Origin of the sequence: Paenibacillus methanolicus (genome assembly GCF_008124765.1) — a bacterium.
GTDB lineage: Bacteria > Bacillota > Bacilli > Paenibacillales > Paenibacillaceae > Paenibacillus_Z > Paenibacillus_Z methanolicus.
This window is the reverse complement of record NZ_VNHS01000002.1, coordinates 199,215-212,510: the sequence shown is the minus strand read 5'-3', so window position 1 is coordinate 212,510 and position 13,296 is coordinate 199,215. Positions and strand designations below refer to the sequence as shown.

The following is a 13,296-nucleotide window of genomic DNA, read 5'->3' as shown; positions in this document are numbered from 1 at the left end:
CCCCACACCTGCTCGTTCATATTTCCGTCCAAGCTGTAATAGGATGAAAGAGAAGGGTGGGACGAACGTCATGAAGCTGGGAAAGATGGTCGCGATGGCGATTATGATGGGGACGCTGTTGATCGCGGTTCAATGGAGCGGAGATTGGACGGCTTATATAAACGGCGTGAAGCAGGGTATTGGGGCGCGAGAGGCGTTCGCGAACTTGTCCATGTCGCCGGGAGATCGGACGCTGCGCAAGACAATCGAAGAAGAGGCGGCGAAGACGCGCGTTAAGCCGATCAATGCACAGGTTGACCGTATTTGGAAAGCGATTCCCGGGTATAACGGATTGGAGATCGACGTAGAGCGTACGATGGAACGGATGAAACATGCGCCGTTGCATACGCCGATCGATTATGTATATAAGGAAACGCCGCCGGCCGTCGGGCTTGACGATCTGGGAGCGGTCCCGATTTACCGGGGAAATCCGAACAAGAAGATGGCTTCGTTCATGATAAACGTCGCATGGGGGAATGAATATGTGGAACCGATGCTGAAGACGCTTCGAAAGGGGGGCGTCAAAGCGACCTTCTTTCTCGACGGTACATGGCTGATGAACAATCCGGATTTGGCCAAACACATTCAGGCGGAAGGTCACGAGATCTCCAACCACGCATATTCGCATCCGAGCATGAGCAAGTTGTCCAGGCAAGCGCAACTCTCTCAAATTACGCGAACCGAAGCGTTGCTGAAGTCGACGCTTGGCGTGCAAAACCGTTGGTTTGCTCCTCCTTCGGGCGATTATAACCAGATGACCGTGGATGTGGCATATGGTCAAGGCCTGCAAACCGTGCTTTGGACGCTCGATACCGTCGATTGGCAGCATCCTTCGCCGAGCTCGATCGTCGCCAAGATCGGCAGCAGGATCGAACCGGGATCCCTGATTCTAATGCATCCGACCGATTCGGCGAGCGGGGCGCTGCCGGGGTTGATCACGGCGATCAAAGCGAAAGGGTACGCGCTTGGCACCGTATCCGACACGCTGTCGCCCGACCGTGTGCCGCAAGTTGTGACCGCGCCTTAATTTTGTTATAGTGATATCATTGATTTTTAGGATCATGCTCATGATGATGGGGGTTCTCTTCATATAGAGAATGCTCGAGGAGGAATAACCTTGAATACATACACGCTTAGCAACGGACTGCGGGTCGTCGTGGAGTATATTCCTACATGCCGGTCGGTCTCGTTCGGGATCTGGGTCAAGACGGGGTCGCGCAATGAGACGCCGGAGAACAATGGAATCTCGCATTTTATCGAACATATGCTGTTTAAAGGAACGGAGAAACGCTCCGCCAAAGACATTGCCGACCTGTTCGACGGCATCGGCGGCAACGTGAACGCGTTCACGGCCAAGGAGTATACCTGCTATTTCGCGAAAGTGCTGGACCAGCATTTGCCGCTCGCCGTCGACGCGCTCGCCGATATGTTCTTTAATTCCCAGTTCGACGACAACGAACTCGCGAAAGAGAAGAACGTCATTCTTGAAGAAATCGCGATGTACGAGGATACTCCGGACGACAAGGTGCATGACGAAGCTTCGCGCGCATCGTACGGCGATCACCCGCTGGCATATTCCATTCTCGGACTGGAAGAGCGGCTAACGGCGATGACGAGCGACACGCTGCGTAATCATTTGAAGAGTAATTACCGGATTGATAATACGGTCATTGCGGTGGCGGGCAATGTGGAGAAAGAAGCGCTGATCGAACTGCTCGAACGTCATTTCGGCGCGTTCGCCAACCGAGGGACCGATAGCCCGATCACCGCGCCGGCATTTGAAGGCACCTATCTCTTCCATCAGAAGAAAACGGAACAAAATCACATTTGCATGACGTTCCCAGGCTTGTCGATTGCCGATCCGCAGCTGTACGCGATGATTCTGCTGAATAACGCGGTAGGCGGCGGCATGAGCTCGCGTTTGTTCCAGGAAATCCGAGAGAAACGGGGGTTGGCTTATTCCGTCTACTCCTATCATACCTCGTATGCGGACAGCGGTTTGTTCACTGTCTATGCGGGAACCGCGCCGAAACAGACGAAGGACGTGTTAGACCTGACAATCGAGATGATGCAGGAACTGTCGGCGAAGGGATTGTCCGACGCAGAGCTGCATCGCGGCAAGGAGCAGCTTAAAGGCAGCCTGATCTTGAGTCTTGAGAGCACCAGCAGCCGAATGAACCGCCTGGGCAAGAACGAGCTGATGATCGGTAGGCACTACACGCTGGATGAGTTGCTGGCCCGCATCGACGCGGTAAGCATGGACGATATCCGCGACGTCACGAAATGGATGCTGTCCGTACCGTTCGCGGTCGCGATGGTCGGCAGCAACGATAAGGCGGCAGCTTCGATCGGGAGGGATTGCCTTGTATAACGTGTTGTTCAAACGGCTCCCGGGCAACGAAGAGATCGAACTGCCGAGCAAAATGTCCGAGCTTGCGGCCGGCTTTGATCTGAGGGCCGCCGTGAGTGAGCCCATTACGCTTGTTCCGGGCGAGCGCAAGCTGATTCCGACCGGTTTCGCGATGGCGATGCCCGGCGAACTCGAAGCGCAAATTCGGCCAAGGAGCGGCCTAGCCTTCAAGCATGGCATCACGTGCTTGAATACGCCTGGTACCATTGATGCGGATTATCGCGGCGAAGTGAAGGTGCTGCTCGTCAATTTAGGCCAAGAGCCATTCACGATCGAACGCGGCGAGCGGATTGCGCAAATGGTATTCCAGGTTGTGCCTGCGGTCACGGTCCAAGAAGCGGATGAGCTTCCGGATACGGTGCGCGGGACTGGGGGTTTCGGCCATACGGGCGTGTAACTGCAATATAGATGAAAGAAAAACCGAAGCGGGGGCTTCGGTTTTTTTATTTATGCCGAGTATTTCCTGCGACAATCGCCTTCAGTCGAACCTTATGCGGGGCACGCACCCATTTTAGGCTGCTGCATAATATGGTCTATAGCCAAGTGCGCTAATGGCGATTCGGCAAGCCCGCGAAGGCTGCCGCAAGCCACGGGGAAAGGAGTGATTCCTGAATGCTGACAGGGGTTCAAGTCGTGCTGCTCGGAGGCGATGCCCGCCAGCTTGAGGTGATCCGCAAGTTGACGGAGCTAGATGCATCCGTAACGGTCGCCGGCTTTGACCAATTGCGTACTCCGCTAGACGGAGCGATCCAAGCCGAGTATAGCCAAGAACTGTTCCAATCGGCCGATGCCCTTATTTTGCCGGCCGTTGGCACGGATGACGACGGAAAGATCATGACCGTATTCAGCGATCAGGAGCTGATCTTGACAAGCCAAGAAGTTTCGAAGTTGCCGAAACATAGCACCGTTTACGCCGGGATGGCGAAGCCTTATTTGCGCGAATTGTGCGGCAAGCACGGGATAGCGCTTGTGGAGCTGTTCGACCGCGACGATGTCGCGATCTACAATTCGATTCCGACGGCGGAAGGCGCCATCATGATGGCCATTCAGAATACGGACATTACGATCCACGGTTCTTCGTCCATGGTGCTCGGCATCGGCAGAACGGGACTTACGCTAGCGAGAACGCTGCAAGGTTTAGGGGCGAAAGTGAAGGTAGGCATACGGAAAGAAGAGCACTATGCAAGGGCGTACGAGATGGGTTTTGAGCCGTTTTACCTCAAGGATCTCATCCGTCAGGTGGGGAATATTGACTTGCTTTTTAACACAATTCCGACTATGATAGTCACAGCGCAAATTATCGCAAATTTGCCATCGCGAGCGGTCATAATTGACCTTGCTTCCAAGCCGGGCGGAACCGATTTCCGTTTTGCCGAGAAGCGGGGTATTAAAGCGTTGCTCGCCCCCGGTCTTCCTGGTATAGTCGCTCCCAAAACCGCTGGACGTATCATTGCGGAAGTGCTCAGTCGGCTAATTATGGAAGAGACCAGTAAGCGGGGGAATGCGCAATGAAATGGCAAGGAAAAACGGTAGGTTATGCGTTGACGGGATCTCATTGTACATTTGAAGAGGTCATGCCTGTTATTCAGCGGTTTGTGGATGAAGGAGCGAATGTCGTTCCGATCGTCTCGCACTCGTTCTTGACGACGGATACGAGATTCGGCACGTCCGCCAGCTGGCAGGAACAGCTAAGATCGATCACGGGCAATGAGTTGATTACGTCGATCGTGCAAGCCGAGCCGCTTGGACCTTCCAAACTGCTCGACGTGCTCGTCATCGCGCCCTGCACGGGCAATACGACGAGCAAATTGGCGAATGCGATGACCGATAGTCCGGTACTTATGGCTGCAAAGTCGCAAATGCGGAACCAGCGCCCGCTGGTCATCGCGATCTCGACGAATGACGGGCTTGGGCTTAACGCGGCGAATATCGCAAAGCTGCTTGTGACGAAGAATGTTTATTTCGTTCCGTTCGGGCAGGACAATTGGGTCCAGAAGCCGAATTCGCTCGTAGCCAGCATGGATCTCGTTCCGGAGGCTTGCGAAGCCGCGCTTCAAGGCAAACAACTGCAGCCTCTGTTGTTGGAGCGGTATCATATTTAATATCTAATTAACTGAAGAATTGCGAATTTTGTTTATCTTTATAATCCGATGTAGGACGGCGTTGTTCGCGGCGAGCGACATAACGTTTGTCCTTCGGCCTTTATAGAGATGCGCACGTATAGCTGTCGTCTAAGGACAATCGGAATCTGTCTACGCAGCACAATAAACTATAACGACCTAGAAGACGTGAAGACACTGCTGTCCGATCTCCTGACGGAGTTCTCGTTGACCAGCGGGGAGTAGGCTTAGCGCTTGCTTGCCGCCGAAGCAGAAGGGAACCGGCTGGATTTGCCGGTCGTTTGCGCCGCGGGCCTTATGGTTCGCGGCGCGGCTTTAACATGTGAATCGTTCGGTAGATTTGCTTATAGGCGGGGCATGGAACGCCATGCAAGTCGTCGAGATATCGCAAGCTAATCAGAACTTGCTAATTACAGCGGGTTGCCTTTCGCGACGGTCTGACATTCGTCTTTCGGTCGATAACGGAGGTTTGAACATGCCCATCTTAGTTCAGAAGTTCGGCGGCACGTCGTTGTCTACGCCGGAAGCGCGCGAGCTTGTTATCAAGCATATCGAGCGCGAACGCAGTCAGCAGTATGGGCTGGTCGTAGTCGTGTCGGCTATGGGGCGCAAAGGCGAACCCTACGCAACCGATACGCTGCTCGGTTTCATACGCGACAATGGCGATTCACTGCCGTCGCGGGAGAGGGACTTGCTGCTTGGCTGCGGAGAAATTATTTCCGCGGCCACTTTGTGCAGCCTACTGCAGAGCCGTTCTATCCCGGCTGTCGCCTTGACTGGCGGCGGCGCAGGCATGATCACGGACAATCAATTCGGCCGTGCTCGTATTCTCGAAATACGCACGGAGAAAATCGAACGTCATCTTAATGAAGGCAAGGTCGTCGTCGTCACCGGGTTCCAGGGCGTGACCGAAGATGGGGATCTTACCACGCTTGGCCGCGGCGGCAGCGATACGTCGGCAACGGCGCTTGGCGCAGCCCTTCATGCGGAGCGCGTGGATATTTACACCGACGTCAACGGCATTCTCACCGCCGATCCGCGAATCGTCGAAGATGCGCGCCCGCTCACCGTTGTCGGCTATGCGGAAATTTGCAACATGGCTCGCTTGGGCGCCAAAGTCATTCACCCTCGCGCGGTCGAGATCGCGCAGCAAGCTCGGGTTCCGCTCCGCGTGCGCTCTACGTTTTCGGAAGACGAAGGCACGCTCGTTACCGATATTACGGACGCGCGACAAGCGGCACTGGTCAAGGACCGTCATGTAACTGGCGTTGCGCATGTTAGCGGCGTAACGCAAATTACCGTTCATGCGCAGGAAGGACCTGCTGACGTGCAGCTGCACGTTTTCCAAGCGATGGCGAAGCATCAGATCAGCGTTGATTTTATCAACGTGACGCCGAGCGGAGCGGTGTATACCGTATTCGACGAAGACGCCGAACGAGCGATTACGATTTTGCGTGCAATCGGTTTTGCGCCAGTTGCCGTTAGAGGATGCGCCAAAGTGTCCGTTATCGGCGGTGGCATGAACGGCGTGCCGGGTATCATGGCTCGAATCGTGGAAGCATTGACGGAGCAAGGAATTCCGATCTTGCAATCGGCGGATTCCAACACGACAATTTGGGTGCTCGTAAGAGAGTCGGATATGGCCGGAGCGCTGCGCGCGCTGCATGCCAAATTCGCTCTTCACGAATAGAAGCTAGGCCGAACGCCGATTTGCGGCGTTCGGATTTTTTGCAAGGTTCATGCCAGGGCCGCACGCAGGTAGAAGTCGGCTGTAGGATCTAGGAGGAGACCGCATGCAATTCGGAAGATTAATTACGGCAATGGTAACCCCGTTCGACGAGGTCGGCGCAATCGATTGGGAAGCGACGGGTAGACTGGTTGATTATTTGATCGATGCGAAAAAAAGCGACAGTTTGGTTGTTTCCGGCACGACGGGCGAATCCCCGACGCTAACGGATGGCGAGAAGGAAGCGCTTTTCCGGTTCGTCGTGGAACGCGCGACTGGCCGTGCTCGCGTCATTGCAGGTACGGGCAGCAACGATACGGCGCATTCCATTCATTTGACGCGCATTGCGGAGCAAGCCGGCGTTGACGGCGTGCTGCTTGTCGTACCGTACTACAATCGCCCGACCCAAGAGGGCATCTATCAGCATTTCAAAGCGATAGCCGAATCCACCAAGTTGCCGGTCGTGTTATATAATGTACCGTCTCGCACGGTTGCGAGCATGACGGCCGAGACGACGCTTCGTTTAGCGCAAATCGAGAATATCGTTGCGACCAAGGAGTGCGCGTCGTTGGAGCAGGTTTCGCAAATCATCGCGGGAGCGCCCGAAGGATTTCTCGTATACAGCGGCGACGACAGCGTAACGCTGCCGGTTCTTGCGATTGGCGGCCAAGGAATCGTCAGCGTGGCCAGCCATGTTATCGGAGACCGCATGAAGACGATGATCGAAGCTTATCTGGACGGCCGGGTGCAAGAGGCGGCTGCGCTGCATACCGAATGTTTCCCGGTCTTCAAAGGCTTGTTCGACTTGCCGAATCCGGTACTCGTGAAAGCGGCGCTTGGTTTGGTCGGCCAACCGGTTGGCGGCGTTCGTTTGCCGCTGGTCGCGGCGAACGAGGCGGAAATCGACATCCTTCGCAAGCTTCTGCCTTAGCCGTCATCCACAATTGGAGAGAACCGCGACGGGACCGGTGCACCTGCATCGGTCTTGTCGTTTGTTACGGGAATACAAGTTTTATACGTTTTGTGTTTATCAAATCATCTTGTATTTCTCCGGAACGTAACGTATGTCGCCTATAAAGGACGGCGCCAATCGTTTCACCTTGAAATACAAGAATTTATACATTCCACGCTTATCAATTAACCTTGTATTTCTCCGGAATGAAACGGATGTCGCCTATAAAGGATGGCGCCAATCGTTTCACCTTGAAGAATACGTTTACTTGTGTTTCTTAATTTCAATCATGTATAATGTTCTCAAGTGACGATGTGCGGCAAATTTTAGCAAATTCGATTAAGGTTTGAGCGGCGTCCATAGACCCGATTGAGATACGACCCCGTTTTTTCGCATTGGACGAAACGTAGGGGATTACATTTATGCAATTTTCATAGGAGGTACAGATCCACTTGTCGAAGAAAAACAACCAGGATAAACTGCTCATTTTCGCATTGGGCGGCGTAGGTGAAATCGGTAAGAATATGTATGTCGTTCAATATGCGAACGATATCGTCGTTGTTGACGCGGGCTTGAAGTTCCCGGAAGAGGACATGCTCGGCATCGACATCGTTATTCCGGATATCACGTATTTGACGGAGAACCGGGATAAAGTACGCGGTATTCTTATCACGCACGGCCACGAGGACCATATCGGCGGCCTGCCTTACGTATTGAAACATCTGAACGTGCCGGTGTACGGCACGAAGCTGACCCTCGGTCTGATCGAGGGTAAATTGAAAGAAGCGGGGCTGCTTGGCGAGACGAAGCGCATTCTGATCAATGCGGAATCAGAGCTTCAGTTGGGCTCGATCACGGCTTCGTTCTTCAAAACGAACCACAGTATTCCGGATTCCGTGGGCGTTTGCTTGGACACGCCGGAAGGAACAGTCGTACATACGGGTGACTTCAAATTCGACCACACGCCGGTCAACAACCAATATGCGGACCTGCAGCGGATCGCCGATATCGGCAAACGCGGCGTTCTGGCCCTGCTGTCGGACAGCACGAACGCGGAACGTCCGGGCTTCACGCCGTCGGAGAGCATGATCGGCCCCGAGCTCGAGGATATTTTCCGCAAATCGCCGCAGCGCGTCGTCGTTGCGACGTTCGCGTCCAACGTGCACCGGATTCAACAGGTCATTAACGCGGCTATGGCGACGCGCCGCAAAATCGCCGTCGTCGGCCGCAGCATGGTGAACGTCGTAACCATTGCTTCCGAACTAGGCTATCTAGATATTCCGGAAGGCATGATTATCGAACCGGAAGAAGTGAACAAAATGGCGGCGGATCGCGTCGTCGTACTGTCGACCGGCAGCCAAGGCGAGCCAATGTCCGCTTTGACCCGCATGGCCCGCAATACGCATCGCAAAATCGACATTATGCCAGGCGATACGGTCATTATCGCGGCAACGCCGATTCCGGGCAACGAGCGTTACGTCGGCCGTACGGTGGACGAGCTGATGCGTCTGGGCGCGAACGTGATTTATGGTCCGGGCTCCATTTCCGGCGTACACGTATCCGGTCACGGCAGCCAAGAAGAGCTGAAGCTCATGATTAATTTAATCCGTCCGAAATTTTTCATTCCGATTCACGGCGAATTCCGCATGCTTCGTTCGCACGCGCTGCTTGGCGAGTCGGTCGGTATCGAGAAGGAGAACATTTTCCTTGTTGATAACGGGGACACCGTCGAGTTCCAGGGCGGCAACGCGCGTAAAGGCAATAAAGTGCCGGCGGGCAATGTATTGATCGACGGTCTTGGCGTTGGCGACGTCGGTAATATCGTTCTTCGCGATCGCAAGCTGTTGTCGCAAGACGGCATTCTTGTCGTGGTCGTGACGCTCAGCAAACAAGATGGCGCGATTTTGTCCGGTCCGGACATTATCTCCCGCGGGTTCGTTTATGTACGCGAATCGGAAGGTTTGCTGGAAGAAGCGAACCGAATCGTTACCTCGACGCTGCATAAGCTGATGAACGACAATGTCAACGAGTGGGCATCGCTCAAGACGAACGTGAAGGATGCGCTCGGTCGCTTCCTCTACGAACAGACGCGCCGTCGTCCGATGATTTTGCCGATTATTATGGAAGTATAATTCCCAGGTTCCTTTCCTGATCGCTGTTCGCGAGAAGGGAGGAGCCTTTTTATTTTCTCCCTCCTCTGTATAATTCCAGTACCTCACCCCATACTATGCACAGTTCATAAAACAGGAGGAACCGAAATGTGGGAATATGCAGCAACGAATGAGAAAGCGGAGCAGCCCGAACCACAGGGAGGCGAGAAAAAGCCATCGAATCCGATCGTCGACACCATTCAGCAATTAGGACAAACGATGACGCCGGCATCCGAATCGAATATCTTCTGTATGACCATTATCGGTCAGGTGGAAGGGCATTTGGTGCTGCCGCCGCAGAACAAGACCACGAAATACGAACATCTCATTCCGCAATTAGTCGCGGCTGAACAGAATCCGAAGATCGAAGGCATTATGATCGTGCTCAACACGGTGGGCGGTGACGTCGAAGCCGGTTTGGCGATCGCGGAAATGATCTCGTCGCTTACGAAGCCGACGGTGACGCTGGTGCTTGGGGGTGGCCATTCGATCGGCGTGCCAATCGCCGTGTCTGCCAACAAATCGTTTATCGCAGAGACGGCGACGATGACGATTCATCCGATCCGGTTGAACGGCCTTGTCATCGGCGTACCGCAAACGTTCGAATACTTGGACAAGATGCAGGAGAGAGTAACGCGTTTCGTGACTTCCCATTCGAATATTACGGAACAGAAATTCAAGGAACTTATGTTCAAAACCGGGGAACTGACGCGCGATATCGGAACGACCGTTATCGGGGCGGATGCCGTCAAACACGGTTTGATCGATGCGGTTGGCGGTATCGGAGACGCGCTTCGTGATCTGAATCGGTTCATCGACGAGCATAAGCGGAGCAAAGCGCCGGGGGGTCTTACGCAATGACGCTCTATACGAGCATGCCCCTCGAGCTTGTGCTAAGCGGCATGAATGAGCAACCGGGACCATATGTGGATATCGTCATCGGCGACATCAAGATGCAAGTCGAGCCCATGTCGCCGGGCATCGGGAAGATCGTCCGTTTACTGGAATGTCCGCTGGATGCTTATCTGAACCCGCAGTATTCACCTGGCACGATGATCGCCTATTCGGCTCCCCAAGCTTAATTTCGGTGTTCGGTCGGCATAGGAACATTTGTCCACCTATGGTATAATGCAACCAGAGGTGACGGATGTGGCGAAACGGAAAAAACGAAAGAAAAGCTCGATCGGGACGAGCCTTAAATATGAAGTGTACGGCATTCTTCTCATTACGCTTTCGGTCATTGCCTTGTCCGGCGAAGCCGCAGTAGGACGCTCGTTGTCGAAACTGTTCGGTCTGCTGCTGGGCAAGTTTTATTTTGTGTTGGCACTTGTCGGCATTTACGTGGGTCTGGTCGTCATGGTGAAGCGCGCGTGGCCGACGGGGTGGACAAGCCGGAAGAGCGGGCTGTTGTTGTTCGTGCTCGGCATGACGCTGTATAGTTCCATGGCGATGATGGATCTGAAGACCGAGCCTGTCGGTGGATTATCATCCGGGTTTATACTGAAGGAGCTCGGAAGCGACGTCAGAGCCGCTCTGCTGGATCCGGACCCGGCGATGGCGTCGGACGAGACTGCGGTAGCGGGTCAAGCCATCAGCGGTGGGTATGCGGGCGCCATCCAATATACGCTGCTCTACATGCTATTCGGTTATTTTGGCTCTCGTTTCGTCATGGTCGTCATGTTTGCCATCTCGATCATGTTAATGACGGGCAAATCTTACGTCGAGCTCGCCGGCGTCATGCGCAAACGCGGCGGACACATGCTCTCCTTGCTAAGAGCAAAGTTATTCCCCCCTGGCGGACGCGTCGCGAAGCAATCGTCCAAGAGCGGCACGACTTCGGCTGCAACCTTGTTGGATGACGATGATCTGGACGATGATGACGAGGAATTGCCAGTCGAACCTGCCCGGAGACCGAGAAGGAAACTTCCGTTCTTCTCTTGGTTCACGGAACAGCCGGCATCAACGGGCGATGGCGCAGAACCGGACAATGAATGGATGATCGAAGAAGAGCGGTCTGTTTCTCCGGGACGGAAGAAAGCCGTGCCGATTGCATCGCAATGGCAGGATGACGAAGACGACGACGAGGTAGGAAGCTGGCAATCTTACGCGCAGCAGGATGAGGAAGAACAGGGGACGCTGGACTCTGACAAGCTTCCCTGGCAACAGGATGCCGGCCAGCCGGGAGCGAACCTGGGTCCAGCCGCTGATACCGCCTGGCCGCTTGTCGGGAACGAGCCCGGCGATCAATTGGATGAACTGGACGACTATCGAGAAGATGCCGAAGAGAACGAACTTCATGAGGGAACGCAGCCGTCGGCCCGCTCACCGTTGCTCGATAGTCCTGCGCTTGCGGCGGATGACTCGAATATTCAGCCGGAGCTGATTAGACCTTTACCTGTGAAGAAGCCATACCAGCTGCCGCCGTTCTCCTTGTTGTCCAAGCCGTCTGGCGGGGGCCGCGGCGGAGAAGGTCTGGAAGCAAATGACGCTAGGCGGAAGCTGGAGGCGACCTTGGAGAGTTTCGGCGTCAAGGCGAAAGTGCTCGACGTCGTGCGCGGTCCCGCCGTTACCCGCTATGAAGTCCAGCCTGCCACGGGGGTGAAGGTTAGCCGAATCGTCGGTCTCACCGACGATATCGCGCTCGCGTTGGCGGCGAAGGATATTCGGATGGAAGCGCCGATCCCCGGCAAGTCCGCTATCGGTATCGAAGTTCCGAACATGGAGGTTTCCGTCGTCACGATGCGGGAAGTGATGGAGACGCCTTCGTTCCAAGGAGTGAATGCTCGACTTTCCATCGCGTTCGGCCGAGATATCTCGGGGCAGCCGATCGTGGGCAATCTCGCGAAGATGCCGCATTTGCTCGTGGCGGGCGCCACAGGTTCGGGTAAATCGGTTTGCATTAACGGCATCATTACGAGCATTTTGTACAAGGCGCGACCGGACGAAGTGAAGTTCCTTATGATCGACCCGAAAATGGTCGAGTTGAATATGTACAACGGCATTCCGCATTTGCTCGCGCCGGTCGTAACCGATCCGAGACGCGCTTCGCTCGCGCTCAAGAAAATCGTCGTCGAGATGGAGAAGCGCTACGAGCTGTTCTCCAAATCCGGCACGCGGAATATCGAGGGCTACAACACGCTCATGGCCGACAATCCGGCCGCGGTTCTGCCTTTCATCGTCGTCATCGTGGACGAGCTCGCGGACCTGATGATGGTTGCGGCGGGGGATGTGGAGGATGCGATTACGCGGCTGGCGCAGATGGCGCGCGCGGCCGGTATCCACTTGATTATCGCGACCCAGCGTCCGTCCGTCGACGTCATTACCGGCGTCATCAAGGCGAACATCCCGTCCCGCATCGCATTCGGGGTATCTTCGCAGGTCGATTCCCGGACGATTCTGGACATGGTAGGCGCGGAGAAGCTGCTGGGACGCGGCGACATGCTGTTCCTGCCGGTCGGCATGTCGAAGCCGATCCGGGTGCAAGGCGCCTTTCTCTCCGACGCGGAAGTTGAAGCGGTCGTGAATTTCTCGCGAGGCCAAGCGGAGGCAGAGTACAAAGAAGATCTTGTGCCGGAGTTGGATGAATCCGATTCCGAGCAGAACGAACAGCTGGACGAGCTGTTCGATCAAGCCGTCCGCATCGTGCTCGAGGCCAAGCAGGCTTCCGTTTCGCTGCTGCAGCGCCGGATGCGGGTAGGATATAATCGCGCGGCTCGCCTAATTGACCAGATGGAGGCGAAATCCGTCATCGGCCCGTACGAGGGAAGCAAACCGCGCGAAGTGCTTATGAGTTTGGATCAATACGATGCCGGAAAGATCAGCTCCTAGATCCAAATCCATGCATAGAAGGAAGAATGATTTCTCATACTACAGGTAGCTTGCTTGCTCCTTTAGAATCC

At 54.9% G+C, this 13,296-nt stretch carries 11 protein-coding genes; all 11 read left to right on the top strand.

Features of this window, described 5'->3' with window-relative positions:
• Window positions 1-70: 70 nt before the first annotated feature.
• The 11 genes from BCM02_RS05715 to BCM02_RS05665 all read left to right on the top strand — a co-directional run bounded on the left by BCM02_RS05715 (window position 71) and on the right by BCM02_RS05665 (window position 13,225).
• The gene (locus BCM02_RS05715) at window positions 71-1,066 is read left to right on the top strand and encodes a polysaccharide deacetylase family protein (protein ID WP_148928105.1); all 996 of its coding nucleotides are present in this window, start codon (window positions 71-73) and stop codon (window positions 1,064-1,066) included.
• 90 nt (window positions 1,067-1,156) lie between these two features.
• A complete protein-coding gene (locus tag BCM02_RS05710; protein WP_148928104.1) occupies window positions 1,157-2,410 on the top strand; it encodes a M16 family metallopeptidase in 1,254 nt (417 codons plus the stop codon).
• Window positions 2,403-2,846, top strand: a complete 444-nt coding sequence (gene dut, locus BCM02_RS05705) for a dUTP diphosphatase (RefSeq protein WP_148928103.1) — start codon at window positions 2,403-2,405, stop codon at window positions 2,844-2,846. The genes BCM02_RS05710 and dut overlap by 8 nt, the downstream gene beginning before the upstream one ends.
• 215 nt (window positions 2,847-3,061) lie before the next feature.
• Window positions 3,062-3,961, top strand: a complete 900-nt coding sequence (dpsA, locus tag BCM02_RS05700; RefSeq protein ID WP_148928102.1) for a dipicolinate synthase subunit DpsA — start codon at window positions 3,062-3,064, stop codon at window positions 3,959-3,961.
• On the top strand, window positions 3,958-4,551 hold the full coding sequence (locus BCM02_RS05695) for a dipicolinate synthase subunit B (protein WP_148928101.1): 594 nt from the start codon (window positions 3,958-3,960) through the stop codon (window positions 4,549-4,551). The genes dpsA and BCM02_RS05695 overlap by 4 nt, the downstream gene beginning before the upstream one ends.
• Window positions 4,552-5,044: 493 nt before the next feature.
• Window positions 5,045-6,259: an aspartate kinase gene (dapG, locus tag BCM02_RS05690; RefSeq protein WP_148928100.1), complete on the top strand. Its 1,215-nt coding sequence runs from the start codon at window positions 5,045-5,047 to the stop codon at window positions 6,257-6,259.
• A 103-nt stretch (window positions 6,260-6,362) separates the two neighbouring features.
• Window positions 6,363-7,226, top strand: coding sequence for a 4-hydroxy-tetrahydrodipicolinate synthase (gene dapA, locus BCM02_RS05685; RefSeq protein WP_148928099.1), 864 nt, complete (start codon window positions 6,363-6,365; stop codon window positions 7,224-7,226).
• 473 nt (window positions 7,227-7,699) lie between these two features.
• Window positions 7,700-9,379, top strand: a complete 1,680-nt coding sequence (locus BCM02_RS05680; protein ID WP_148928098.1) for a ribonuclease J — start codon at window positions 7,700-7,702, stop codon at window positions 9,377-9,379.
• A gap of 126 nt (window positions 9,380-9,505) precedes the next feature.
• Window positions 9,506-10,258 carry a ClpP family protease gene (locus BCM02_RS05675; protein WP_148928097.1) on the top strand — a complete coding sequence of 251 codons (753 nt, stop codon included), beginning with the start codon at window positions 9,506-9,508 and terminating at the stop codon, window positions 10,256-10,258.
• Window positions 10,255-10,479 carry a YlzJ-like family protein gene (locus BCM02_RS05670; protein WP_148928096.1) on the top strand — a complete coding sequence of 75 codons (225 nt, stop codon included), beginning with the start codon at window positions 10,255-10,257 and terminating at the stop codon, window positions 10,477-10,479. Before BCM02_RS05675 ends, BCM02_RS05670 begins: the two co-directional genes overlap by 4 nt.
• A 67-nt stretch (window positions 10,480-10,546) precedes the next feature.
• Window positions 10,547-13,225, top strand: a complete 2,679-nt coding sequence (locus BCM02_RS05665) for an FtsK/SpoIIIE family DNA translocase (protein WP_148928095.1) — start codon at window positions 10,547-10,549, stop codon at window positions 13,223-13,225.
• Window positions 13,226-13,296 lie beyond the last annotated feature (71 nt).

What these genes read in the sequence shown, in the direction of transcription:
- BCM02_RS05695 (WP_148928101.1), top strand. Translation starts at nt 3,958, where the DNA reads ATGAAATGGCAAGGAAAAACGGTAGGTTATGCGTTGACGGGATCTCAT.
- dapA (WP_148928099.1), top strand. Translation starts at nt 6,363, where the DNA reads ATGCAATTCGGAAGATTAATTACGGCAATGGTAACCCCGTTCGACGAG.
- BCM02_RS05675 (WP_148928097.1), top strand. Translation starts at nt 9,506, where the DNA reads ATGTGGGAATATGCAGCAACGAATGAGAAAGCGGAGCAGCCCGAACCA.
- dapG (WP_148928100.1), top strand. Translation starts at nt 5,045, where the DNA reads ATGCCCATCTTAGTTCAGAAGTTCGGCGGCACGTCGTTGTCTACGCCG.
- dpsA (WP_148928102.1), top strand. Translation starts at nt 3,062, where the DNA reads ATGCTGACAGGGGTTCAAGTCGTGCTGCTCGGAGGCGATGCCCGCCAG.
- BCM02_RS05670 (WP_148928096.1), top strand. Translation starts at nt 10,255, where the DNA reads ATGACGCTCTATACGAGCATGCCCCTCGAGCTTGTGCTAAGCGGCATG.
- BCM02_RS05715 (WP_148928105.1), top strand. Translation starts at nt 71, where the DNA reads ATGAAGCTGGGAAAGATGGTCGCGATGGCGATTATGATGGGGACGCTG.